The sequence below is a fragment of the Clostridium boliviensis genome (assembly GCF_033342255.1).
In the GTDB taxonomy this organism is placed as follows: domain Bacteria; phylum Bacillota; class Clostridia; order Lachnospirales; family Lachnospiraceae; genus Lacrimispora; species Lacrimispora boliviensis.
Genome location: NZ_JAWONS010000102.1, coordinates 1 through 26126 on the forward strand (window position 1 = coordinate 1; position 26126 = coordinate 26126).

The window sequence follows — 26126 nt, forward strand, 5'->3', positions numbered from 1 at the left end:
GCTTTTTGTTGTTATCTCTCGATCAGCAACTCATTTATTCTATCATGTTGCCATTTCTTTGTCAACAACTTTTTTTATTTTTTCAACCGGTTTTAATCGGCCGCCTTTGCGTTATATTCCGCATCGGAACTATAATATAACATGTCCCCAATAGATTGTCAAGGGAATTTGTGTCATTTATTCATACAATTTTTTATGTCTTCTTTTCACTACTATATATATACGTTTTTACGGATTTTTTCTATATCTTGGGATTGGAATAAAAAACTGCGGAAAAGACATTTTCGTCTTTAACCCGCAGATTTGTTTTAATTGAATATATCATAAATACAATTGTTCTCTCAGATCAGCCCTTGCAGTACCCCCAGAACCATAAGGTTCAGAAGATTATGGCTATAAAGAAACGACAGCCATTGGCTCGATTCAATCTGACGGGTAACAATCATACCCCATTCTGTGCCGGAAAACGCAGTGACAAGCATACATGCCACCCAAAGGAACAGCAATCCCTCAAGCCCGCCGGCCAATGCTCCAGCTATTTTATTGATTCCTGATATAATCGGAAGTCTTGCAATAATATCCAGCCAGCGAATAACCATCTTAGACGCCAGATAGACCGCAGCAAACAGCAAGACAAACCCCGCTGAGTTAATGATTGTATCAGCAAGATAATTTCCAACATAATCAGTAAATGCCTGAACTCCCATCATCTGATAGATCTCACTGTTGTTATTCTCGATCAGCGCAGATTTAACCGGACCAGGTAAATTCAGGTTCTCTATTATGGTTCTTTGCGCAGATGGCTTTTCTGGGATCTCTTCCTGGGAACCTTGCTCCTGCCCAAGACCTGCAGCCTTAATAATATTTTGTGATACCGTCTGCTGAAGAGTAGTGTTCTCTTTTAGATAGGTGGTTACAGCCGGCAGTGACATACGGACAATGGTCAGGGATAAGATCATTGCAAATATTGATACTACCAGCCTTATAAATCCTCTGTGATGTCCGTAAAGAACCATACCGAGAAGATATACTCCGGCTATTACAGATAACCAGTTTTCCATATACAGCTTTGTCATATTTCCATTCCCAATACCAGCTTTCTGATGACAGAAGCTACTCCGTCTTCATCGTTGGTTCCTGTTACATAGTCTGCTGCTTCAATGAGTTCCTTGCTGCCATTCTTCATGGCAACTCCTACTCCGGCTTTTAAGATCATAGAAAAATCATTCTCCCCGTCACCAATTCCCATCGTTTGACTGGGACTGATTCCCAGATGAGACGCAAGCCGCAGGATCCCATCCCCTTTTGTTGCACCCATAGCATTGATTTCCAGGTTATTGGAGATCGATGAAGTAACAAGTATATCACTTCTTTTATCCAGTTCTGCCCTGAGCCTTGCTCTTTCTTCCATATCACCAAAAAAAAGATTGATCTTTTCAACGGGCTTATTGCTCATCTCTACAAACTCTATGATGTCAGGATAAACATCACGGGTATTATGGACCAGATTCTGCAGTTCCGGAGTAAGAACAAATTCTGATAAACGATCCATGAAACGGGCTTCTGTGATTCCCCGCCTGTCTATGTATGGATCGTACATTACATGGTATGGATCCACAAACCGCAAAATCTCCAATGCGAGATCACAGCTCAGAAGCCTGGTGTCAATCACTGTGTTCTCTTTCATATCCTCTACGACAGCACCATTGGTCGTGATCGCATACCGGATTCCAGGTATTTTTTTTACCTCATCCGGTATTCCATCAACAGTCCTTCCGGTACATGGAACAATGTGTATTCCTTTTTGAATACAGCTTATCAGAGTTTCCCTATTATATTCGGACAGACCTTTTCTGCTGTTCAACAAGGTTCCGTCCAGATCAATTGCAATGAGTTTTATATCCACGTTAAATCTCCATTAATAAATAAAATGTTCCTCTTTTAAAATAAGCAGTCCATCTTTATCATATTTCGTAGAAAACAGACCTTTAATGCGCTTGCCCATAGATGGTTTTTCAGCGCGGTCTGCAGCCTCCTCAATCAGGTTTTCTGCATTTTCTCTATTTAAAGGAACTCCGTCTTCTTCCATGATTTCAATTCTCTCATAAAGTGCCAGCATGCTCTTTCCAGTGATATTGCAGTCAATTTCATTGGCATATCGACAGGCATACTGCGCAAATTCATCTATATCCATCTCCTCACCGGTATACTCCGGTGCACCCTGCTGTCTATAAACGGGCTCGTCCGCAGGCTCATCGGAAGATTCGTCGTAAAAATCATCTTCCTGGTAATCAGCCGGCTGATTATATGAATCGGAGTAGTCGTATTCCGGCTTCTGGTATTCTACAGAACGGTCATAGTGAGATTCCCGATTGTATACGGCGCTTCTGTCTTCCCGTACCGGATTGCCTGGTACCGGTTCAGGAGCAAAAATTCCCTCACCACTTCCAATACATTCGAATTTACTTGCCAGATCCGGATGTTCCTGGTGCAGCGTTTCCATCTGCTTTGGATTATCAATTAAGACTACAATCATTCCGCTGGAATCTCGTTCCATAAGCTGGTTTAACTCTAAAAGAGCCTCCGGCGTCAGATCTCCGGCATCTTCTATTACTAAGTCTTTTCCGGAAAGCTTATCTGCAGATGCAAAAATCCCCCGCTTAGACAATTTTGATCCGGTAATCTTGGCAACCGGATTATTCACACCGCTTTCCCTGTGAATCTGCTTTAATGCATCGACTGCCAGCTGAAGTCCTTTTTCGGGAGTTCTGGCTTCAATCATAAGGTGATTGCGCACAGGGGGCTCCTGCAGATCTTCTTCCTCTTCTTCAGCATACTGATTTTCAAAATCCAGTTCTTCCTCTTCATCCTGCGGAAAATGATAACCGCTAGTATCAGGCTGGTATACTGCAGATTCCTCTCCCTCGTAATAATTGGAGTATTGTTCTTCATCGTAAACGTAACTCTCTTCCGGTTCAAGAGTAACGTCTTCGTCCTGTTCTGCAGTTGCAGCTGACGGGATTTGATAAACCTTATGGTCAAATTCCTGTGGTTCTTCTTCTTCGATAACCGGCTCTGAGTATAATTCCTGCTCTTCTTCCACTTCAGGTATATAGCTCTCCCTGGATCTGGGTATTACCGGGATGTCTCGTCCTACCCTGCGGATATCTTCCAGTATTCTGGTATGCTCCACAGCCGGTTCTTCCTGAACTGCTGGCTCATTATAGGTTATTTTGGACATTTCTCTGGCCAGAGACTCCTGAACTTCCGCCTCCTGCATACTGGCTTCATAATCCTCTTCCACTGATTCCTCATATACCATGTCCGGGTACTCATCAGTTTCCGACGCTTCCTGGTAATAGTCGGTATCCGGTTTCAGCTGTACACTTACCTTTTTCCCAGTTCCATACTCCTGCTCTACCGCCCGAAGTCTGGCTTCGTATTTGTCCCTGTTCTCGATGAGATCCATCTGGTAATTTGTCAGAGGGGCATACTGGACTTTTAAATCCATTGCCTTTTCCACATATTTTCCAAGACCAAACATAAGCATAATCCGGTCACAAGTCTCTACGCAGCGCTCCTGCATGCCTGCAAGGCTATAAAGCTCTGCCAGTTCATAAAGCCATTTCTCATCAAGCTCTACGCTGGTATAGGATTCAAGGGAATGAATGAGCTGCTGGGCCGGTGCCCCTTTTGCCTTTAAAATCATATACCGAAGAAGCTGCTGTCTGGGATCTTCAGATGCCAGATCTCCAAATTCCTTGTAGTAGCTTTCTGCTTCTTCGATATTTCCCTCTTTTACAGCAAGCTCAGCAAGTTTATAAAGAAGCCTCTTCCCTATAGGCGCCCGCTCATAGGCCTGTAAAAGAATCTCTTTTGCCTCTTGATAATCTTCATTTTTTTCATATACCAAGGCTACCATGGAAAGCAAATTGGTATTGCGGACTCTTCTCCAGTCGATTGTATCGGCGATCTTCATAGCCGTCTCATAGTCATTTTTGTTGACCATTTTTTTAATTTGTTCAACTTTTATATTAAACTCGTACTTATCCATTCTTTGCATCTCCTAACAAGGCAAATGAGTTACAGTTCGACTCTGCCCTCCAGAGCCCGTAACAATGTCACCTCATCTATGTACTCTAAGTCTCCGCCAACGGGAACACCGCTGGCTATGCGGGTAACCCTGATTCCTGTAGGTTTGATCAGCTTACTGATATACATGGCTGTTGTCTCTCCTTCGAGACTGGAATTCGTGGCAATGATCACCTCTTCCACATCTCCCTGCAGCCTCTGCATTAATTCTTTCAGCTTTATATCTCCAGGTCCGATTCCCAGCATAGGGGATATGGCTCCATGGAGCACATGGTAAACGCCATCAAACTTTCCGGTTTTTTCATAGGCAGCTAAGTCTCTGGTATCTTCCACCACCATAATAACCTTATGATTGCGTTTCTCACTCTTGCAAATAGGGCAGCGTTCCTGATCCGTCAAAGTAAAACACTCTTTGCAGTAATGCACGTTACGTTTCGCCTCTGTTATGGATGAAGCAAGACCCGTCACCTGTTCTTCCGGCATATTGATTATATGAAATGCAAGGCGCTGTGCAGACTTGCTTCCAATGCCTGGAAGTTTTGAAAGCTCTTCTATTAATCTGGTTATCTGACTGCTATAATAATCCATAATTAGAACGGAAATCCTCCGCCTAATCCTCCCAATCCTCCGGTTAATTTAGACATGGCTGAACTGCTGTCTTCTTCCATCTGGCGGAATGCTTCATTGGTAGCTGCCATGATTAAATCTTCCAGCATCTCAATATCATCGGGATCAACCACTTCCTGGGATAATTTAACGGAAGTCACTTCTTTTTTACCTGAAACCGTAACGGAAACTGCTCCTCCGCCTGCTGCAGCTGTATATTCCTTCTCTTCAAGAGATTTTGTTGTCTCTTCCATCTGACGCTGCATCTTCTGTGCCTGCTTCATTAAATTATTCATATTGCCAGGCATTGCGCCTGGAAAACCGCCACGTTTTGCCATGGTGTAAGTCCTCCTATATTTTGATAATCTTATTATTCTTCTATTGTTATATCCATTTGTATATTCGCTTTTAATTCCTCGTCGCTGACATAAATGGTATCCATACGTTCGTTTCCGCCCTGGAGCCTGGTCTGAAAGGCAATGGACTTTTTATAATGATCCTGCACGTACCGTTCAATTTCCTCAATCGTAGATTCCCGGCTTCCAATCAGGTAATTGCTCTGATCCGAAAAAACCACACAGAGGCGGCTTTCGCCTGAAGGTTCTACTATTGTTTCCCGGAAACTCGCCCGTATGGGACCTCCCAGTTCTCGAATGATATTCCCCCAGTCACCTCGGATTAAGTTTAAATCTTCCAGCTGTCCCTGGGGAAGTGCAACTCTCTGTGCCGGAGTCAGTGTTTCCAGCTCACTGGAATCAGAACCTGCCTCTGCAGATGAGGACGCGCCCTCTTCTCCTTTCTGGAGAAATGTTCCGCTCTCCAGCTGCTGTTCAATACTTTTTAACCGCTGAAGTATGGAATCATAGTTCTGCTCCATCTGAGGACGGGTCAGCTTAATGAGGGCAACTTCTATGAGAACACGTTTCTGGGAAGCATAGCGGAGCTGATTGGACAAATCCGAAAACACTCTTATATACCGAAGAAGTGTTTCATTGTCCGCAAGCGCACTGTCCGCTCTTAACTGAATCTGGTTTTCCGAAGACATATCAAGGAGATTATCTGCCTCGTCTACGGATTTTATAATCAGAAGATTTCTTAAATACCAGATAAAGTCAACTACAAACTGTCCGAGTTCTCTCCCCTGGATCACCATATCTTCCAGACAGGATATGCATTCTTTGGTTTCGTTTTTTGCTACTGCCTCAAACAGCCTGCCAAAAACCGTGATATCTACAGCCCCAAGTACATCAAGCACGTTATCATAGGTAAGAAGCTCCCCGTAATGAAAGGCGATACACTGATCCAGCAGGCTTAGGGCATCTCTTAACGCACCGTCAGCCGACTTTGCAATGTAAGTAAGTGCTTTCTCCTCTACCCTGATCTGTTCTGCTTCTGTAAGTTCTTTTAAATGTTCTGTAATCGTTTCAACCGTGATACGCTTAAAATCGTATCGCTGGCATCTGGATAATACTGTGATGGGAATCTTATGCACTTCTGTAGTTGCCAGAATAAATATGACATAAGAAGGCGGTTCTTCCAGAGTCTTTAGCAATGCATTAAATGCTCCTGTAGAAAGCATATGAACCTCATCGATAATATAAACCCGGTATTTCCCTTCGGTTGGAGGATACTGTACCTGCTCCCTGATCTCCCGGATATTTTCCACACCGTTATTGGAGGCTGCATCTATTTCCACAACGTTTAAAGAGGCACCTGCCGCTATATTCCTGCAGGTATGGCATTCCCCGCATGGACTGCCGTCCTTAGGCTGCTCACAATTGACAGCCTTGGCAAAAATCTTCGCGATACTGGTCTTACCTGTTCCCCGTGTTCCGCAGAACAAATATGCATGTCCGATACGCTGGGATATAATCTGATTTTTAAGTGTTTGCACAATATGGTCCTGCCCCTTCACATCTACAAAGGATGAAGGGCGCCATTTCCTATATAATGCCGTATATGACATGCTGTTACTCCTTATTCGTCTCCAAAACTGATTCCGATCATCTTGGCTTCCTTAACGATGGAACATTCCGGATCGACTGTTTTTAATTTACCTGCCACCTCTGCCAGGGGCACCTTAACAATCTCATTATTGTTAACTGCAACCATGTAACCGTATTCTCTGTTGCTGATCAGTTTTGCTGCTTCTGCCCCAAGGCGGGTTGAGATCACTCTGTCATAAGGACATGGATCTCCCCCCCTCTGCATATGTCCGGGAACAGTGACCCTGACTTCCTGTCCGGTCCGTTCCGTGATCTGCGCTCCGATCTCATAGGCCACAGAAGGATAAATCACGCCATTCTTCTTTTTTTCTTTCAGTTCCTTTTTTGTCAGGACCGCATTCTCTTTGGAAATCGCTCCCTCTGCAACGGCAATAATGGAAAATTTCTTGCCCTCACTGGTTCTTTTCTTTAGCGCTTTTATCACTATATCCAGATCATAAGGAATCTCCGGAACCAGTATAATATCGGCTCCGCCGGCAATCCCTGCATAAAGAGTCAGCCAGCCTACCTTATGACCCATGACTTCAACAATAAAGACTCGTCCATGGGAAGCAGCCGTTGTATGAATACAGTCAATGGCATTGCTTGCAACATTCACTGCGCTTTGAAAACCAAAGGTTATATCGGTTCCCCATAAGTCATTATCAATGGTCTTTGGAAGCGATACAACGTTTAAACCTTCCTCTCGTAAGAGGTTGGCCGTCTTTTGGCTGCCATTGCCGCCCAGGACAACCAGGCATTCCAGTTTTAGGTTTTTATAGGTGTGCTTCATGGCTTCTACCTTATTAAGGCCATTCCCGTCAGGTATCCGCATCTGTTTAAACGGCTGTCTGGAGGTTCCAAGAATAGTTCCCCCTTTTGTTAAAATACCGGAAAACTCTTCAGGCTTCATCACGCGGTATTGTGAATAAATAAGCCCTTTATAACCATCTTCAAATCCAACAATTTCAATATCATCAAACAGCCGGTACAGCGCTTTGGCAACGCCACGCATGGTGGCATTTAAGCTTTGACAGTCACCGCCGCTTGTAAGAATTCCAATTCTCATCATGAAAGCACACCTCTTCTTTGATTAGATTTGTTGTTTGGAAATAGGTACTATTATACCCATTTTATTCTCAATTATAATACAAAGGGGAATGTGGGGCAAGGGAAAACTTTATTTCATAAGATAATGTAAGGAAAAATTAAAAATGAAAAAACACCGCAAAGCAAATTATTGCTCTCCGGCGTCCTGAAAACTATATTTAATCCGTGCGTCTCACTTTGAACCGCTATCACAGGCGTTACCCTGACAGTTAACTCGGTCCAGGCACCCTCACGGCACACAGAAGGTTTCACTTAGTGCTGCTGCATTCCTGCCCTGACACGGTTCATGAAGATCTGTTGCGTAAGACCCAAACGTCATCGTCACTTATCAGGGGCAGCCCTGCAATAGTCAGCCCTGGGTGAGACATCACCCCTGCTGGAGCGGATTGCAGGTACAGGGCACCGCTATCTCCCCGGCTGCACGGAAACTTTATGACGTATTATGACTTAATCGCAGTTAAGTATACATGGAAACCTCCGGATTGTCAAGGATTTAAGGGGCAATTGTATCTTCCATTTTCTGTTTTTTGCTGTCACGTAATTCTTTGAAAAATTTTTTCATCATCTGGGAACATTCCTCTCCCAAAACGCCAGATTCCATTTCAACCTGATGGTTGAACCCGCTTTGATGAAATAAATCCAGAACGGAACCTGCACAACCTGCTTTTGGATTCATGCAGCCAATGACTACTTTTTTCATTCTGGCCTGTACGATTGCCCCGGCGCACATGGGACATGGTTCCAGAGTCACATACATGGTACAGTCTTCCAGCCTCCAGTCTCCCAGCTTTTTACAAGCCTTACGGATTGCTGTAATCTCTGCATGAGACAGTACATTCTTATCTGATGTCCGCCGGTTATAACCTCTGGCAATTACTTTATCTTCGTAAACAATGACACAGCCGATCGGTACTTCTCCTGCTGCCCCGGCTTTCTTCGCCTGTGTTACTGCCTGACGCATATATTTTTCATCTGTGGTCATAATCATTCCTCTTTGCTATTTAATATGGTATACTTGTCCTAAGTATACCATGAATGAAAGGAATGGTGAAGAGATGAAGCTATGTGGTCTTCAAAAAACAACACTTCTGGATTATCCGGGCCATGTGGCTGCCACGATTTTTTTAGGTGGATGCAATTTCCGGTGTCCATTTTGCCATAACAGCAGTTTGATTGGAAATGATGTCCAGTCTGAGTTTTCAGAAGAAGAAATTTTTAATTTTCTTATAAAAAGGAAAGGAATTCTGGAAGGTGTCTGTATAACCGGCGGTGAGCCCACACTTTCCGGAGATCTGGAGTCATTGGTCCGTAAAATCCGTGATCTGGGTTATCTCATAAAACTGGATACCAACGGCTATCGTCCTGATGTATTAAAGAAACTGATTACAGACGGACTTCTGGATTATGTTGCAATGGACATTAAATCCGGACGGGAGCATTATAAAAAGGCCGCGGGAATAAACGGTCTGAAAATAGGGAACATAGAAGAAAGTGCTGCTTTTTTAATGGAAAACCGTATCTCTTACGAGTTTCGCACGACAGTTGTAAAAGGGATTCATTCAATGGTTGATTTTGTGGATATCGGTAATTGGCTGGAAGGAGACTCCCTTTACTTTCTTCAGAACTATGTGGACTCAGACCAGGTTCTTTGTCCAGGTTATGCTTCCTTTTCAGACAGGGAATTGCATGGGTTTTTAAATATATTAAAACCCTTTATTCCCAGGACCGAACTCCGCGGTGAATCTTACTGACGCAAAACAGGGGGCCTTATCAGCCCCCTATTTTTATATCCGTATACCAAAATCCAAACCGCCCGTCTTCCATGGGCTGATCTTTTGAAAGCACAAAATTAGGAAAACCGAACATTGATGCCATATATCTCTCATTGCTGTAATAATGACCCGGAATCCCCAGCAGATAGCGGGGCGTTCCTTCAGGATTAAACAGCTTGGCGAGAATTAAATAACGATAGTTGTAGTAGCCGTGAAGCAGAAAACTGTTATTTCCGTATACCCAGGTGTCTCTGGGCAGAAGCCCGATATCCTGTGGTTTGATGGTCAGAATCTCACAGCCATCCTCATAATCAAATGCCAGAACTCTGGTGTGCTCTTTTCGCAGTTTATCCCAGATCACACTATGTAGATTATCTGCCAGATTTTCTTTCTGGCGCAACTGCTCCAGAACTTCTGGATCTCCCAGCTTGGGGTCTGTCTGATTTTGATTTTTTGTTTCCTTTATTACGGCGTCAGCGCGGTACAAGCGGGTAGTTCCTGCACTTGGTTCACTCAGTTCTTCCGGATCCTCAGCTAATATGGCAGAACTGGAGCTCATCTGGACCGGATCTTTTAATCCGGTATCGTCTGACTCTGTCATGACCGGTTTTGGCATGAGTGGTACCATTTCCTGCTGGCTTTGAACTCCATCCTCTGTTTCTTCCGGCTGTTCTTCCGCTACAGATTCTGCAGAGATGGGCCCAGTGGGCATTGGTCCCGCCGGTTCGGTCCTTGGCGGTGTTGGTCCGGTTGGTACAGGTACTGGTGCCATTGTTCCTGTTGGCATGGGTTCATTCATTGCCGGTTCACCTGGTGTTGGTCCGGTTGGACGCGGCTCCTGCCACCAGCCAGGAATTGGTCCTGTCATAAGCGGACGGGTATTTTGCCGCCAGTCCGATACTGGTGCTGTAATCGGAGGTGGATTTCCCTGCTTCCAGCCTGCAGTCGGACCTGTTACTGTTACAGGCACTGCCTGCTGGATCTCCGGTATGACAGACTCATCCCCCTGGGGAACCTCAGATTCTGGCCTCTGGCTCTCATCCATTCCACTTACTTTATCTGTTCCAACCTCTTCCTGGCTTGGCTCACTGCCGGCTGACACCGTGCCTTCTGTCCTGGAAGGAACATCCTCCTCCTGAGAGTTGAGACTCTCCGTTTCTTTCGAATCGCTCTCATTAAGCGGAAACTCTTTCTCTATCTCCTGAACAGCCTTTTTTATCTGTTCTTCCGATATGTCGGACGTGTCTTTAACAGCAGATTTGGTGTGCTCCAGATCTACTTCTGCCGCATGGGCAACAGCGTCCTCCCATATTGTGGTATAAGATCTCCATGTATTTTTTACATCATGTATGGTCAGTCCAAAGCATTGGTCCATATTAATCCCGGAATGTTCAATATCATTTACGGATACCGTGGCTCTGAATTCACCGGATCCGCCTCGTATGAAAATATTACCCAGGTATATTTCCTGCTCTCCGGCCAATAGATAAACTCCAATGTCGTTACTGCCTACATAAATTCTTTTCACGCTTACTGTAATTTTGCACTGGATTCCTCTCGTCTCTATCTTGGCAAATCCGATGTTTTTTCCTTTGATTCCGCCTTCATAGGCATAAATATATGAGATTAGTCTTCGATAGTTAGACATGCCACCACTCCTTTATCACTATTTTATGCACAGGAACATTTTTACATGACAGGAATTGTTTTAAATTTCCTTCAAAATAAAGAAAAACTTATCTGCCTCATATTTTGGTACAAATTTCTTAAATTCCATTGCATCAACAACATAAAAATGATATCCTAATAAAAGAATAAAATAAAAAATTTTTCCAAAATATGGAGGTTGATAAAAATGAAGCTCTACCGTGCAAAAGACTACTATGATATGAGCCGGAAAGCAGCCAATATTATTTCCGCTCAGATCATTATGAAACCCAACTGCGTTCTCGGACTTGCTACTGGTTCAACACCCGTCGGTACCTATAAACAACTGATTGAATGGTATAATAAAGGTGACCTGGATTTTTCCCGCGTTAAGACAGCAAATCTGGACGAGTACAAGGGACTTAACAGAGATAATGACCAGAGTTACTACTATTTTATGAAGAAGAATCTGTTTGAGCATGTAAACATCAATGTAGCCAATACACATATTCCTGACGGAACAGAAGCTGATTCGCAAAAAGAAGCTGCCAGATATGAAGAAGTATTAAGAAACCTGGGCGGTATCGACTTACAGATTCTGGGCCTTGGACACAATGGTCACATCGGTTTTAACGAACCATCTGATATTTTTCCAAAGGATACGCATATTGTTGACTTACAGGAAAGCACAATTGAAGCAAATAAGCGGTTTTTCGATTCTATTGACCAGGTTCCGCGCCAGGCATATACCATGGGAATTGGTACCATTATCAGAGCGAAAAAAATTCTGCTGATGGTAAGCGGAGAAGATAAGGCAGACATTCTCCATGATGCATTGTGTGGACCGGTAACTCCGAAAGTCCCGGCTTCGATTCTACAGCTTCATCCGGATGTCATTATTGTTGCAGATGATGCGGCCCTTTCCAAATGGGAAAACATCTGATCTTGACGTTATATGTTTTTAATGGTAAAATAAATTAATTTTTTAAGGAGGTGAGACGCTGTGAGACCTATATCCATTCAAACCACATCATTATGGATTAATATTGAAAATATCTCTGCAGTTTTCGGCAATTTTGATAAGTCCGTGTATCAGTACGCCCATTTTTACGAAAACGGCAGCGTCCCATCTGTGAATTTTTCTGTTAGCCGGTAGTTTTTACCACTGGTTTTACGGTTGATTTTCCGCCCGGATGCTACTGCACCGGGTTTTTTTGTGCGTTTTTTTAGAAATGGAGGTCTGAACGGAGACAATCCCATTTACCGATATCACACACAATGGAGGATCTGACCTATGAAACAGGTAAAAACTTTTCTGTCCGGCTGCGGCTTACAATCAAAAGCCGTATGCTCCACAATCTTCATCTGCTCCAAGCAAATATTTGACGGAGGCTTTCTTTGTATAGCAGGAGGCTATTTTGTACAATTTGTGCAGTTTGTCCTTCTGACCTTTATCTGGAAGACGCTAAACGAATCCAATGCCCTTCCTCCAGATGTCTCCCTTGACCAGCTAATGACTTATACACTGATGTCCACCATATTACATCAGGAGCTGAATATTATCTCTCCTGCCACTTCCTCTCTGTGGGAGGGTTCCGTAATCGGGCGTTTTCTAAGGCCTATGGCAATTGAGACCAGCTTTATTGCAGAAACTATCGGCAGATTCTGGATTCCCAACTTTTTATTTCTGGGTGTCCCATTGATACTATTCGCACCGGTGCTGTCTGTCCAGCCATTGCCTGCATCTCCGACTCTGGGAGTTCTTTCTTTAATTAGTTTGATACTGGCGGTTTCGATTGGGTTTGCAGTAGATCTTCTTTTTGCTTCACTTGCCATGAATTTGAAAAATGGTTGCTTTGCAGCCCTTGCAGTCAGGGATGCCATTTACTCCCTGCTTTCCGGAGAAATGATACCATTTTCCTTATTTCCGAAAAAACTGGGAACGCTGTTTTCACTCCTGCCTCTGGGTTCAGTTGCTCACGGACCTTTAACCATCTATACCGGATCTGCACGTTTCCCTTTTAAGGTTCTGGCGCTCCAGCTCTTCTGGGCTGTTATCTTGTGGACTCTGGCTGTTTATGTGTTTAAAAAAAGCAAAGAAAGGATGATCTCTTTTGGTGGATAATTTAAAAACTCTGATCAGGCTTTACAGGCACTATGCAAAAATGGATTTATTATGGTTTCTTAGGGATACCCGCTATTTCTTTATTCAGTTGATTTCTGATGTTGTAAGCGGTGGCTGCACCATTGCGGGTGTGTGCCTTTTATCTTTTCATTTTGAGAGTTTTTCTGGAATGACTCAAAGTGAAATTTTATTTATGATGGGGTATTCTCTTTTTATAGACGGTATTTTTATGGTGTTTTTTATCGGTAATAATACCGGTATGATCAGCAGGATCATTGGGCGTGGACAGTTAGATCACATTATGATCCAGCCAGTCCCTCTGTGGGCAGAGCTTCTGGCGCAGGGTTTTTCTCCTGTCTCAGGTTCTCCCATGTTGCTTTTTGGAATTGCACTCACATATTACGGTGCAAAAAAAGCTGCTATTCCCATAAATCTTTTTATGATTTTGCTGTTTCTTTTTTTCAGCATCTGTTCCATTGCTATAGTAATGTCGTTTATTTATCTGCTTTCCTGCCTGGCGTTCTTTGCACCTGCTGCCGCAGAGGAGATTGCAGGTGTGGGCAGAGATTTATTCTCAACCCTGAAAACTTATCCCCTGGGAAATATGCGAGGAATCCAAAAGCATTTATTCTTGTCTGTTATCCCTGTAGGTCTTTGTGCATGGTATCCTTCCATGCTTTTAATAAAAGCGGGGAAATACGGAGCAGGGGCGGTTTTAGTTACAGATGCGCTCTATCTGCCTGCTGCAGCCGCAATATTTTCAGTAATAACCATTTTTACATTTAAGAAAGGAATGAAGCATTATGAAAAATCAGGTTGTCCAAGATACTCCGGCTTTGGTCATCGATAATATTATAAAAGAATACTGCCAGTGGCAGCGAAGCGGCAATGTCCGCGATATCATTAAAAATTTGATTCACCCGGAAAAACGGGTGGTAACGGCTCTGAACCAGATATCTCTCCAGATAAACAAGGGAGAATTTGTTGCTTACGCAGGTGCCAACGGAGCCGGAAAAAGCACCACCATTAAGATTCTTTCCGGTATTCTTATGCCTACGGCGGGAACGGTTTCTGTACTTGGGCTAAATCCGGCCAGAGACCGGATTCGCCTCATGAGCCGGATTGGAGTCCTGTTCGGTCAACGGACAGAGTTATGGTGGGACCATCCGGTTCTATCCAGCTTTGAATGGAAAAAGGAAGTATGGAATATCCCCGATTCCACCTACAGGAGAAACCTGGAGATGGTTACAGAGCTCTTAGACCTGTCCGATATTTTAAAAACCTTTGCAAGGGAATTGAGTCTGGGGCAGCGAATGCGGGCGGATATTGCCATGCTCCTCCTGCACAGTCCGGAGTTGATCTTTCTTGATGAGCCCACGCTTGGTCTTGATGTGCTAGCCAAACAGCAGATGATCCGTTTTCTAAAAAAGATAAACCAGGAGAATAAAACCACTGTGGTAGTAACCAGCCATGACATGGATGATCTGGAGGAAATGGCTCAGAGAATGATTCTTATTAACAAAGGGCAAATAGCATTTGACGGAAACTTCGACCAGCTGCGAAATGTGATGGGCGGCTTTTACCGGATTGTGCTTACCACAAACTCAGAGGTTCCTCCTCTTTCTCTACCTGAATTGAGACTTCTAAAAACACAAAACGGAATCCATGAGTACGAATTTGACCGTAATATCCTGGAAATCCACATGGTTATGAAATTACTGTCCAGTTATCCACAGATCCTTGATATGGAAATAAAAAAAGCGCCCATCGAGGACGTAGTTGCTAATTTATATTTAAGCTGGCGGAAATAAACAGTTGGTTTTTTCCAACTATTGATGTAAAATATAGTTACATAATTTTTTAATGAAAGAGGTGTACATATGGCATACACATTTACAAAGGATCTGGAGACCGGAAACCAGTTAATTGATTCTGAGCACCGCCAGCTGATTGATGCAATCAACAATTTACTGACAGCTTGTTCCACCGGCAAAGGCCGTTCAGAACTGGCGAATACCACTAAATTTTTACAGGATTATACTGCCAAGCATTTTGAAGACGAGGAAAAGCTTCAGCTTCAGAGCCAGTATCCTGATTATGCTAACCATAAACGCTACCACGAAGAATTTAAAAAGGTAGTTGCAGGAATCTGTCAGAAGCTTGATAAGGATGGTCCTACCGTTGCTCTTGTAGGTGAAGTGAACAGTGCCATTGCGGGCTGGCTGATCAACCATATCAAGAGAGAAGATGTGAAGGTGGCCACTCATATCAAGAGTAATTCCTGACACACATGAATGTTATAAAACGGCAGCTTCTTACCAGATTTCTGGCAGGACGCTGCTTTTTTATTTTATGATACAAAATAATTGCTGCACTGTCTTTTCAATCTGTTCGGATTTTGATAGAATAGGTTCAGATATATAAAACAAATTACTGGAAAGAAGGTACATGATTATGAAAGACTCAAACTGCGCATATTGTATGAAAGGAGACTTAGTTGCCAAATTTGGTTATCCGATCTGTGAGATGGAAACCGGCTTTTTATATTTATTTAAAGAACAGAGTAAAAAGGGCAGAGTCATTCTTGCATATAAGGATCATGTCAGTGAGATGATTGATATCAGTGATGAAGAGAGAAATGCATTTTTTGCTGAAGTTTCCAAAGTATCCAGAGCCATTCACAAGGTTTTTAATCCTGATAAAGTAAATTACGGCGCATATGGAGATACGGGCTGCCACCTGCACATGCACATTGTCCCAAAATATAACGGAGGCGATGAATGGGGTGGTACGTTTACCATGAATCCGGATAAAGTTTATCTTACAGATGAGGAATATGAGAAGATGGCTGAGGCTATACGTAAAGCATTGTAAATAATACAGACCATACAGGGAAGGAAGGTGCCGGAGAATGTTAGATGACATCAGAAAACAGGCAGGGAAAGCTGCAAAAGAGCTTTTAGAAGCATCACATTTGAAGGAAAAAGATTTAGTGGTCATCGGCTGCTCCTCCAGTGAGATATCCGATCATAAAATCGGCTCACATTCCAGTGCAGAGATTGGCCAGGCAGTGTTCTCCGCAATTTATGAAGTTTTTCATAAACAGGGAATCTATGTTGCTGCCCAGTGCTGTGAGCATTTAAACAGGGCCCTGATATTAGAGAAAGAAGCGGCTGAATTCTATCATTATGAACCTGTTAATGTAGTTCCCCAGCTAAAGGCCGGAGGCTCCTTCTCTCTTGCTGCTTATCACGGTTTTGAACATCCGGTTGCAGTAGAATCCATTCAGGCTCATGCAGGAATTGATATTGGAGATACACTGATTGGCATGCATTTAAAAGCCGTTGCCGTCCCGGTCCGTATAAAAACCCAATATATCGGCTCTGCCCGTGTGGTAGCAGCCCGTACCAGACCAAAATACATTGGCGGTATCCGCGCTTTCTACGATGATACCATAGAATAATAAAAACCTGCAGCCTGGCGGTGTAATGCCGCTGGCTGCAGGTTTTACTGTTTTATTCCTTTGTGGCGTACATGAAGTACCAGTAGCCGTAAGGTGAATGCCATGTTCCCTTTATTTCAGGTCTCTGCAGATAAAAATCACTGGAATATACAAGAGGAGCTACCGCAGCATCTTCCATCATGATCTTCTCTGCCTGATGAAGCTTATCAAAATGCTCTGCTTTATCATCTGTACTTCTGGCCTCAGCCAGGAGTTTATCTACATCAGGGTTAGAGTACTTTCCATCATTGTTCCCGCTTTCTGTTGTAAACAGGTTCAGCATGTTGGAGGGATCATCATAATCATAAACCCAGCCTCCGCGGCAGATTTCAAAATCACCGGCACGGCGGGTAGGCGTAAATGAAGACCACTCCACAATTTTAATATCCATTCTGATTCCAAGTTCACTCCATGCATTCTGTAAGTACTCTGCAATTGGTTTGTTATAGCCGGCATCGTTGGTCATATATTCAATAGTCGGGAATCCCTCACCGTTGGGATATCCTGCTTCTGCAAGCAGTTCTTTTGCCTTTTCAAGATCTGCCTCATAATTATCCACGCTGAAGTAGTCTCCGCCGTTATTTTTCCGGCTTACCTCTTCAAATGAGGATCCCGCTTCTACATCAGATACACCAGGTCCAACGAAGTTAGCTGCAGGAGTTGCAGTTCCCATCATAAGGGTATCTGCAATATATCCGCGGTCAACTGCAAGAGTTAATGCACGGCGTACCTTTACATTATTAAAAGGTTCCTTCTGAGTGTTAAAAATAGTATAGGATGTTGCCATACGTGGCTCTAAATGAAATTCCGGTGAATCCTTAAGCGCCGGGATTTCCTCAGTAGGAACATCACGGATCATCTGAATCTCACCTGTCTGATATGCGCTGTATGCAGCATTGGAATCTTCCATAAGAACGAACTTTAACGTATTTAAGGTAATCTTATCTGCATTCCAATAATTTTCATTTTTAGCAAAGGTAATATGAGAACCTGGTACCCACTCGATCATCTTTAACGGACCGTTTGAAACATAGGTTTCAGGTGTCAGGGACCACTGGTCACCTTTAGCCTCAACGACATCCTTTTTGACTGGTGCCATACTTGCATGAGTAATAATCTTATCAAAGTATACGCAAGGACCAGAAAGCTCTACTACAAAGGTTTTTGCGTCTGGAGCTGAAACCGCCAGAGCATCAATGTTGCCTGCAGCTGCTTCGTCATATCCCTTGATCATAGAAAGCATATCTGCCGCATAGGGTGCTGCGGTCGCAGGGTCAGCCAGACGCTTCCATGAATATACAAAATCCTCTGCTGTGAAATCAGAACCGTCGCTCCATTTTAAACCATCTCTTAAATGAAATGTGTAGGTAAGACCATCATCACTGACATCATAAGATTCTGCCTGACCTGGAACAATGTTATTCTTTTCATCAAATGTGAGCAGAGTCTCAAATGCATGCAAAATCATATTGGATGCATCAATTGATGAGTTAAGAGCCGGATCAATGGTTTCCGGGTCCGGTCCTATCTCTACTGCCAGGTCAAGACCCCCTGTTGAGGTATTGGCCGCTGCCTCTGTCGTGGTGCCGGTCTTTCCAGAGCCTCCGCATGCACTTAATAACAGGCCAGAGACAAGAACAGCTGCTAATACGAGTGCTGTTTTTTTCATAATACTTCCCTCCGTATCTATGTTTTGTTTCGTCCGTCCATCAAGGACAGCACGGGATATAGCATACCATAAATGGACTAATCATGCAATCAGGATTTTTTCGTTAAACTCTTGTATTGTAAGGTGTTAAAGCGATAACGCGCAAAAGAGCCAGACAAATTGTATTACTTATTGTCTGGCTCACAGAGACATTTTAATTTTTTAGCGATAGGCTGTTTGTACTGCTTTCAGCAGTACCCCCGGATTTTTAGCATGAGGAGTAACCGGACAGATCTTCTTATCAATTCCCATCAATGTATATACGGCAATTCTTGCAGCACGAACTGAATATTCCTCTGTAAAGACCATATCCTCCGGTATTTCAACAAACTGGCTGATCATTGCAAAATTTGTGGACCCATCCGGTACGACCTCCGGTCTGTCTGCCATCTTTCGTGGCTGGAATTGCGCGTCTACATAAGGCATCATGCAGGGAATTACATTAATTACATCTGCCATAACTTCATCCTTATGATCCTGCATATGAAGGTGAAAGAGCAGTTCTGTAAGAAGTTCTTCTCCGGTACAGTCCTTCATTGGTTTTTTCACATAATCTCCTAATCTGTCCGTATAGAGGCCATAACCCCAAAATATGGTCTGATCCATTGGCTGATTGACAAAATGAGGCTGAGCCGCAACTACAATGCTCATCAGCCAGCTGGAATCCTTAAAAGTCATTAAAGCTCCGCTGCCTGGTGTATTGCCGGAATAATTCTCTATAAGCTTCAGTAGTCGGTTTCCTTTGCTTGTCACAGTGAAGCTTTCCCAGTTTGTCTCACTGATATCTCCGAAAAATGGATATGGATTACCAAGTCCCTGCTTTTTAGCTGCCACCATACTCCATAATTCTCCGGAAATCGGTTTTAGAACTGGTGCCGGTGCTGGTGTATAAAGATCACCTAGTGTAGCACTGTCTGTCATGCATGCATTGGTCATAATGCAGATATCGTTTTCTTCCAGTTCCAGGGTACGTGTAATACCAAGATCATTTAAATGGAGAACTTTTGCGGTAATCCCTTCCACTTCTGCAAAATCGATATCTGTTACTGTACAGTTCTCCGCAAATACAACCCCTTCTTTTCTTAAGTATGCTTCCAGAGGCCGAATCACGCTGTCATACTGGTTGAGAGGAGTTCTTGTTACTCCTTCCAAAGTATCTATACGGGAGAATTCCAGTATCATCCGGCGCATATACCGGCGGAACTCAAATAAACTGCTCCATTTCTGAAACGCAAAGGTGGTCTGCCACATATACCAGAAATTAGTAGTAAAAAAGTGAGGCATGTCCGCAAACCACTCTTCGATTGTCATATCGTCAAGCTTTTCTTCGGGTGTATTCATTAGTCTTAGAAGAGCCATACGTTCGCTCTGAGTAAATCCCATACTTTTCACATTAAGAATATTCCCATCTTTATCTATCAGTCTGGCTTTTGCTGATGTGGGATGGGCGTGATCAAAATCCAAAATCTCATCAGTCACACTTCTATCAGGATTGCCAAGTGAGGGTATGGATCGAAACAGCTCCCAGAAATTCTCATAAGTTTCTTCATTGAGCATACGTCCTCCCCTGCAGACAAATCCTTTCTCAGGAGTACCAATGCCGTCATTGCTTCCTCCGAATATCGGCATACCTTCAAAGATAGTAATCTGATTCCCAGGCATTTTTCCGTCTCTGATTAAATAAGCGGCTCCAGCAAGGCTTCCTAAACCTCCGCCTACAAAATATGCCTTTCCTTTGGGAATAGTGCTGTTTTTCTTATCGATACTACGCTTTTCCTTTCTTGCTTTACCTGTACGTGAATAAAGTGTTTTGGCCGCCACACCTGCTGCTGTAGCTGCAAGCCCCAGTACCAATAATTTTGCCATATTGCTTTTTTCCATTTTTTTCTTCATAAGCCACGCTCCAATCTCATTTTACATCAGCTAATAAGCCTATATTATCATACTACATTTTTTACGTCACCATACATGCTTTTATTCCTGTATAAAAAAACGACACCACAAAAGCGATGTCGAAAAACCAGACAATTTAACTATTTTGTCTATCGTAATTTTTATGATATTCTTTTACAATGAGAGTAAAGATTAAGGAGGACAATCCATGTCGGGTACATTACACAAACATATACGGGAAAGCGTTTTAAAAACAGCGCTTCTTCATCAACTAAAAAATGGTCAGAAAGCACCTGAACGGACCGCCCGCAACTTGAAAGAACTACTGGTGAAATTCAGCCCTGCTTCCAGCGAACTTTTCACTTATGATGAACTGCTCATTATGATAAAACGATGTTCCAGAGAGGAATGTCTGAATCTAATTATACAGAAATTGGCTTAAAGCTCCGCCTGGCTGCGAATGTATCCAATCCGTTCCGTAGCTCTGGCGAGGCTCTTTAACCGGTTTGATACCTCTTTGGGCTCCATCTTCATCCCTTCTCTCACCCAGTCCATAATCACTCCGCACAGACCATAGGCATAAAACCCTGCATCGAAATCCCGTTCTTCCTCTGTCAGTTTTCCCTTTTCATCCAATACCTCAATCGCTTCTGAAAACAACGCTTTTGTCATCTCATACAGATAGCTCTCAAACGTATGCTCCTGCTCTTTTATCGTATTCATATAAAAGGTTTTTTCCTGCTTTATATTGTTTAGCAGCTCATAGATTTTTATATTCCAATTCAGAAGACTGATATCTTCCGCGATAGCTGCAAAATTTTCATTATAATAAATCCAGCTTAACAATTCATACTTGTCCTGAAAGTGATAATAAAAGGTCTGCCGGTTCAGACCACAAACTGCAGTAATATCTGATATGGATATCTTATCAAAAGGTTTCTCTTTGCATACCTGCTTCAATGCTTCTGCAATCGCACGTTTTGTAATAAGTGAATCCGACATAATCCCTCCTGTTATACTATTTCTACATTCCAGTAAAGCAGTTGGCAAGTGCAGCAAACTGCTCTAAATTCAGAGCCTCTCCTCTAACAGACGGGGAAAGCCCCAGACTTTCAATGGCTTTTGCGATCTGTTCTTTTGTATATGGAATCGCAGGAGAGTTATTCAAACCGTTTTGAAGTGTTTTTCTTCTCTGGTTAAAGGATGCCCGGATCAGACGGAACATCAGTCCAGAGTTCTGTACATTAACGGGAGGATTTTTATGCCGAGTTAAGCGGATCACCGCTGATCCCACATTGGGGCGGGGCATAAAGCAGTTCGGGGGAACGTTGGCTACAATATATGGTTCTGCGTAATACTGAACAGCCAGTGAAAGCGCACCGTAATCCTTGGAACCCGGTCCTACCTGCATACGGTCTGCCACTTCCTTCTGCACCATGACTGTAATGTTATCAATGGGTACCTGACCTTCAAAAAGTCCCATAATAATGGGTGTGGTAATATAATAGGGCAGATTTGCCACTACCTTTATAGGGCGTCCACCGTTAAATTTCTGAGTCAGCTCATTGATATCTGTCTTTAATATATCTGCATGAATTACAGTTACATTATCGTATTCAGCCAAAGTTTCCTTTAGGATCGGTATTAAGTTTGAATCGATCTCTACTGCGACTACATGGCCTGCAGCTTCTGCCAGGTACTGAGTCATAGTACCGATTCCAGGACCGATCTCTAAAACACAGTCATCCTTCGTTACACCTGCCGCCGAAATGATTTTATCAAGTACATGTGTATCAATTAAAAAATTCTGTCCGAACTTCTTTTGAAATGCGAACTCATATTTTCGAATGATCTGGATTGTATTTTGAGGGTTGCCTAATTTATTTTGCATACACATTTTCCTATCGTTTTTTATTAGTCAATGGTATCTTATTATAAACAAAAAGTCAATAAAATATAAGACGGGTCCGAAGCCCGGATACCCTTTCTACAGATGATACAGCTTTTTTGCATTCCGGTTGGTGACCTCTACAGCCTCATCCCTGGAAATTCCCTTTATGGCGCTAATCTCATCGATAACATAAGAAAGATTCAGGGAAGAATTGCGCTTTCCCCGATTGGGTACAGGGGCCAGGTATGGGCAATCTGTCTCTAGTACCAGTTGATCTAAAGGCATATATTCCACTACTTCTTTCAGCTTTCTGGCATTTTTAAAGGTCAGGACACCGCCAATACCCAAATAAAAGCCCATATTCAGATATTCCCTCGCCATCTCTTTCCCATAGGAAAAACAGTGAATTACACCGCCCGCATCTTCGGAATGCTCCGCCTTCATAATATCAAGCGTATCTTTTGCCGCATCACGGCTGTGAATAATAACCGGAAGCTTTACTTCCTTAGCAAGATTCAGCTGCCGAACAAACCAGGTCTTCTGTGTTTCATGATCTGGTTCTTCCCAGTAATAATCAAGACCTATTTCTCCAATGGCGACTATTTTGTTACGGCTGGAATTTTCTTTCAGCCAGTTTAACTTCTCATCGTTTAACTCAGCAGTCTCATTGGGGTGAACACCGATTGCCCCATATATATAAGAATACTTCTCTGTGAGTTTGATGGTATTCTCTGATGTCTTTATGCTGGCGCCTACATTAGTAACTGCTTCTATTCCATGAGACTGCAGATTTTCAAGCAGCTCTTCTCTGTCCTCATCAAATGCCTCATCATCGTAATGGGCGTGTGTATCAAAAATCATAGATATCTCCTTTAAAACGTTTGTCAGCCTGTAATCAATAATCGCAGAATATAAAGCAGAATTAAATGAAGAGGATAAAACCAGTAAAATAAATATTTTAAATTCCTCTCACCCTTTTTTCCGTTATACATATGAATGGGCACAAGAGAAAGTGCCCCGGCTCCAAAACAGCTTACGCTGATTAATGCCGACGTAATCCCTGTAAATACAGCCTGAAGCTTCTTATTATCCCGAAATATATAGATAATCAAAATCAGTACTATTCCGTATATGTTGTAATCTGATTTCAGAAGAATGGATGCCCCGCATCCCGCTCCAATTGCCAGAAACTGCCGCAGCGGATCTCCCATAGCCTTCTGGTACCAGACAAGAACCCAAAGACCAATTAAAAGTGTAAAGAATACATTCTGATATCCGGGGTGAAACCAGCTGTCAAATACTGCAAGATCAAAAGGGATCTCTGAAATCAAGGCGAAAACCAATAGCCTGATCCCATACTTTTTAACATCTCTGGTGTGAAGAAATCCCTCTACCAGCAAAAAGCAGAAAATAGGAAAGGCAATTCTGCCAATTGTCCGGAGAACAAAATCAATGATACTCCACCTTGCGCCCTCCGGCGTTGCCAGTATTGTCTGCATCAATAAGGGATTCTGATATTTTAATATTCCGTTTTCAATCACAACCGCGCCTATATGGTCAATCAGCATGGTTATAATCGCAATCATCTTTAAGGCATTTCCAGTAATTCCCTTTTTTCGGGTAACGGCAGACTCTGTCATGGAATCCTCCTTTTAAACGATAAGACCGGATTATCAGAATCCGGCCTTATCTTTATCTAACCTTAAAACAGCTGATTATCAGCAGATTTCCGCTCCGGATGGCATTGTCTTTTCCGGAACCATAAGTGATAAATTGCCCTGTGCATCTTCCGCGCATAAAAGCATGCCTTCAGACAACACGCCGGCCAGCTTTGCTGGCTTTAAGTTTACCACAACCATAACTTTTTTACCAACCATTTCTTCCGGTGAATAATGTGCTTTAATTCCGCTGACAATCTGTTTTACCTGACTGCCTATCTTTACTTTAGAGCATAAAAGTTTTTTCGACTTGGCCACCGCTTCACAGGCAATGATTTCACCTACCTGAAACTGCAGCTTTGCAAAATCATCATATTCAATTTCCGGTTTGGCTTCTATATCAATTCCATCATCCGCCTGTACTTTAGTCTCTTCTTTTCCCATGTCTTCTGCTGCATGCATTGCTTCCACTTTCTCCATCACTTCCTTTACATCCATACGTGCAAATAAAATCTCCGGCTTGTCAGTTACCTTGTTTCCAGATGGGTATAAGCCAAATTCATTCATCTGGGACAGCTCTCTTTTCGTTGTATGAAGCTGTGCAAGAATTTTAACGGAGGTGTCCGGCATGAACGAAGCCAGAAGGGAAGCTCCAATAGTAATTGCTTCTGTCAGGTTATAAAGGACTGTTTCCAGACGGGACTTTGATCCCTCATCCTTTGCAAGCGTCCATGGTGCTGTTTCGTCAATATATTTGTTACTTCTTCTGAAGATGTTAAAAATAGAAGTCATTGCATCTGCTACACGGAGTTTCTCCATCTTTTCGCTGACCTTCTTCACCTCTTCAAGTACAACTGCCTTTAACTCCTCATCGAAGGAATCGGTTGTTTTTCCATCTGTAACCACACCTTCAAAATACTTATTGGACATGGATATGGTCCGGTTTACAAGATTGCCCAGAACATTAGCAAGGTCAGAATTCATGCGCTCAACCATTAGTTCCCATGAGATAATTCCGTCATTGTCAAATGGCATTTCATGAAGTACAAAATAACGAACAGCATCTACGCCAAAAAAGTCCACCAGTGTATCCGCATAAAGTACGTTACCCTTGGATTTACTCATCTTACCATCGCCCTGCAACAACCAGGGATGACCAAATACCTGTTTTGGAAGGGGGACATCAAGTGCCATTAAGAAAATAGGCCAATAAATGGTATGGAAACGAATGATATCTTTACCAATAAGATGAAGGTCTGCAGGCCAGAGTTTTGAAAATTGACCGCTGTTATTTCCATCGCAGTCATAACCGATTCCAGTTATATAATTTGTCAGTGCATCCAGCCATACATAAGTAACATGCTTTGGATCAAATGTTACCGGGATTCCCCATGTAAAGGTGGTTCTGGACACGCATAAATCCTGAAGCCCCGGAAGAAGAAAGTTGTTCATCATCTCATTCTTTCTTGATACTGGCTGTATAAAGTCAGGATTTTCATTGATATGATTGATCAGACAGTCTGCATATTTGCTCATACGGAAAAAATATGCCTCTTCCTTCGCCGGCTTTACCTCCCGGCCGCAATCCGGACATTTTCCATCTACCAGCTGTGACTCTGTAAAGAAAGATTCACAGGGAGTACAATACAATCCCTCATAGTGTCCTTTATAGATATCTCCCTGATCATAAAGCTTCTTGAAAATTTTCTGTACCTGTTTTTCATGCTCCGGATCTGTAGTACGGATAAATTTGTCATAGGATGTATTCATCAGATCCCAGATTGTTTTGATCTGACCTGCCGCCTGATCTACGAACTCCTTAGGCGTTATGCCTGCAGCTGCTGCTTTCTCCTCAATCTTCTGTCCGTGTTCGTCAGTTCCTGTCTGAAAGAACACATCATAACCTTCTTCTCTTTTAAAACGCGCAATGGCATCAGCCAAAACTGCCTCATAAGTATTGCCAATATGGGGCTTTCCGGATGCATAGGCAATAGCCGTAGTAATGTAATATGGCTTTTTGTTCGAATCTTTACACATAATCTTTTCCTCCAGAAATATAATGAGATGCAGGGTAATTCATTTTCCAACAAAGAAAAACCCGTCTTAAAAAATCCCAACAGGAATTTTAAAGACGGGG

General features: G+C 42.9%; 25 protein-coding genes and 1 other RNA gene. 9 read left to right on the plus strand and 17 right to left on the minus strand.

The annotated features are described in order from the left end of the window. Nucleotides 1-341: 341 nt before the first annotated feature. The 9 genes from RZO55_RS05235 to tadA all read right to left on the minus strand — a co-directional run bounded on the left by RZO55_RS05235 (nt 342) and on the right by tadA (nt 8775). Complete coding sequence (locus RZO55_RS05235) at nt 342-1076, minus strand: CvpA family protein (protein WP_318063236.1); 735 nt, start codon at nt 1074-1076, stop codon at nt 342-344. Beyond that, complete coding sequence (locus RZO55_RS05240) at nt 1073-1906, minus strand: Cof-type HAD-IIB family hydrolase (RefSeq protein ID WP_318063237.1); 834 nt, start codon at nt 1904-1906, stop codon at nt 1073-1075. The genes RZO55_RS05235 and RZO55_RS05240 overlap by 4 nt, the downstream gene beginning before the upstream one ends. Nucleotides 1907-1918: 12 nt before the next feature. Further along, nucleotides 1919-4054 (minus strand): tetratricopeptide repeat protein, encoded by a 2136-nt coding sequence (locus tag RZO55_RS05245; protein ID WP_318063238.1) that lies wholly within the window; start codon nt 4052-4054, stop codon nt 1919-1921. A gap of 29 nt (nt 4055-4083) precedes the next feature. Continuing rightward, nucleotides 4084-4680 carry a recombination mediator RecR gene (gene recR, locus RZO55_RS05250; protein WP_318063239.1) on the minus strand — a complete coding sequence of 199 codons (597 nt, stop codon included), beginning with the start codon at nt 4678-4680 and terminating at the stop codon, nt 4084-4086. 2 nt (nt 4681-4682) lie between these two features. Beyond that, nucleotides 4683-5036 (minus strand): YbaB/EbfC family nucleoid-associated protein, encoded by a 354-nt coding sequence (locus tag RZO55_RS05255; protein ID WP_318063240.1) that lies wholly within the window; start codon nt 5034-5036, stop codon nt 4683-4685. Between the two features lie 32 nt (nt 5037-5068). After that, complete coding sequence (dnaX, locus tag RZO55_RS05260) at nt 5069-6664, minus strand: DNA polymerase III subunit gamma/tau (RefSeq protein WP_318063241.1); 1596 nt, start codon at nt 6662-6664, stop codon at nt 5069-5071. Nucleotides 6665-6675: 11 nt separating this feature from the next. Further along, a complete protein-coding gene (locus tag RZO55_RS05265; protein ID WP_318063242.1) occupies nt 6676-7755 on the minus strand; it encodes a 6-phosphofructokinase in 1080 nt (359 codons plus the stop codon). Between the two features lie 201 nt (nt 7756-7956). Then, nucleotides 7957-8218: signal recognition particle sRNA large type (gene ffs / locus RZO55_RS05270), an RNA gene on the minus strand. Nucleotides 8219-8286: 68 nt separating this feature from the next. Next, nucleotides 8287-8775 carry a tRNA adenosine(34) deaminase TadA gene (gene tadA, locus RZO55_RS05275; protein ID WP_318063243.1) on the minus strand — a complete coding sequence of 163 codons (489 nt, stop codon included), beginning with the start codon at nt 8773-8775 and terminating at the stop codon, nt 8287-8289. 49 nt (nt 8776-8824) lie between these two features. Here tadA and RZO55_RS05280 point away from each other — a divergent pair, with 49 nt between their 5' ends. Further along, on the plus strand, nt 8825-9544 hold the full coding sequence (locus RZO55_RS05280) for an anaerobic ribonucleoside-triphosphate reductase activating protein (RefSeq protein WP_336624260.1): 720 nt from the start codon (nt 8825-8827) through the stop codon (nt 9542-9544). A 19-nt stretch (nt 9545-9563) separates the two neighbouring features. On the opposite strand, the gene RZO55_RS05285 is transcribed toward RZO55_RS05280, so the two are convergent. Next, on the minus strand, nt 9564-11213 hold the full coding sequence (locus RZO55_RS05285) for a DUF6128 domain-containing protein (RefSeq protein ID WP_318063244.1): 1650 nt from the start codon (nt 11211-11213) through the stop codon (nt 9564-9566). 207 nt (nt 11214-11420) lie between these two features. Between RZO55_RS05285 and nagB the strand changes: the two genes are divergently transcribed. From nagB to RZO55_RS05320, 7 genes are all read left to right on the plus strand, one after another. Next, nucleotides 11421-12155, plus strand: a complete 735-nt coding sequence (gene nagB / locus RZO55_RS05290) for a glucosamine-6-phosphate deaminase (RefSeq protein ID WP_318063245.1) — start codon at nt 11421-11423, stop codon at nt 12153-12155. Nucleotides 12156-12506: 351 nt separating this feature from the next. Then, nucleotides 12507-13337, plus strand: a complete 831-nt coding sequence (locus RZO55_RS05295; protein WP_318063246.1) for an ABC-2 family transporter protein — start codon at nt 12507-12509, stop codon at nt 13335-13337. Beyond that, the gene (locus tag RZO55_RS05300; RefSeq protein WP_318063247.1) at nt 13330-14187 is read left to right on the plus strand and encodes an ABC-2 family transporter protein; all 858 of its coding nucleotides are present in this window, start codon (nt 13330-13332) and stop codon (nt 14185-14187) included. Before RZO55_RS05295 ends, RZO55_RS05300 begins: the two co-directional genes overlap by 8 nt. Beyond that, a complete protein-coding gene (locus RZO55_RS05305) occupies nt 14141-15148 on the plus strand; it encodes an ABC transporter ATP-binding protein (RefSeq protein WP_318063248.1) in 1008 nt (335 codons plus the stop codon). The genes RZO55_RS05300 and RZO55_RS05305 overlap by 47 nt, the downstream gene beginning before the upstream one ends. A 69-nt stretch (nt 15149-15217) precedes the next feature. After that, nucleotides 15218-15622, plus strand: a complete 405-nt coding sequence (locus RZO55_RS05310; RefSeq protein WP_318063249.1) for a bacteriohemerythrin — start codon at nt 15218-15220, stop codon at nt 15620-15622. Nucleotides 15623-15791: 169 nt separating this feature from the next. Then, on the plus strand, nt 15792-16211 hold the full coding sequence (locus RZO55_RS05315) for an HIT family protein (protein ID WP_318063250.1): 420 nt from the start codon (nt 15792-15794) through the stop codon (nt 16209-16211). Between the two features lie 37 nt (nt 16212-16248). After that, complete coding sequence (locus tag RZO55_RS05320) at nt 16249-16800, plus strand: TIGR01440 family protein (protein WP_318063251.1); 552 nt, start codon at nt 16249-16251, stop codon at nt 16798-16800. 52 nt (nt 16801-16852) lie between these two features. Here RZO55_RS05320 and RZO55_RS05325 read toward each other — a convergent pair whose 3' ends face one another. Next, a complete protein-coding gene (locus tag RZO55_RS05325; RefSeq protein ID WP_369293195.1) occupies nt 16853-18511 on the minus strand; it encodes a peptide ABC transporter substrate-binding protein in 1659 nt (552 codons plus the stop codon). A 198-nt stretch (nt 18512-18709) separates the two neighbouring features. Next, nucleotides 18710-20440, minus strand: a complete 1731-nt coding sequence (locus tag RZO55_RS05330) for an oleate hydratase (RefSeq protein ID WP_336624261.1) — start codon at nt 20438-20440, stop codon at nt 18710-18712. A 208-nt stretch (nt 20441-20648) separates the two neighbouring features. Here RZO55_RS05330 and RZO55_RS05335 point away from each other — a divergent pair, with 208 nt between their 5' ends. After that, nucleotides 20649-20882 (plus strand): hypothetical protein, encoded by a 234-nt coding sequence (locus RZO55_RS05335; protein ID WP_318063253.1) that lies wholly within the window; start codon nt 20649-20651, stop codon nt 20880-20882. On the opposite strand, the gene RZO55_RS05340 is transcribed toward RZO55_RS05335, so the two are convergent. From RZO55_RS05340 to metG, 5 genes are all read right to left on the minus strand, one after another. Then, entirely contained in the window at nt 20879-21442 is a 564-nt protein-coding gene (locus RZO55_RS05340; protein ID WP_318063254.1) for a TetR/AcrR family transcriptional regulator C-terminal domain-containing protein, read from the minus strand. The genes RZO55_RS05335 and RZO55_RS05340 overlap by 4 nt on opposite strands. 22 nt (nt 21443-21464) lie before the next feature. Continuing rightward, on the minus strand, nt 21465-22331 hold the full coding sequence (gene rsmA, locus RZO55_RS05345) for a 16S rRNA (adenine(1518)-N(6)/adenine(1519)-N(6))-dimethyltransferase RsmA (RefSeq protein ID WP_318063255.1): 867 nt from the start codon (nt 22329-22331) through the stop codon (nt 21465-21467). A 96-nt stretch (nt 22332-22427) separates the two neighbouring features. Continuing rightward, on the minus strand, nt 22428-23192 hold the full coding sequence (locus tag RZO55_RS05350; protein WP_318063256.1) for a TatD family hydrolase: 765 nt from the start codon (nt 23190-23192) through the stop codon (nt 22428-22430). A gap of 23 nt (nt 23193-23215) precedes the next feature. Beyond that, a complete protein-coding gene (locus tag RZO55_RS05355) occupies nt 23216-23971 on the minus strand; it encodes a TraX family protein (protein ID WP_318063257.1) in 756 nt (251 codons plus the stop codon). A gap of 78 nt (nt 23972-24049) precedes the next feature. Next, a complete protein-coding gene (gene metG / locus RZO55_RS05360; protein ID WP_318063258.1) occupies nt 24050-26026 on the minus strand; it encodes a methionine--tRNA ligase in 1977 nt (658 codons plus the stop codon). Between the last annotated feature and the right edge of the window lie 100 nt (nt 26027-26126).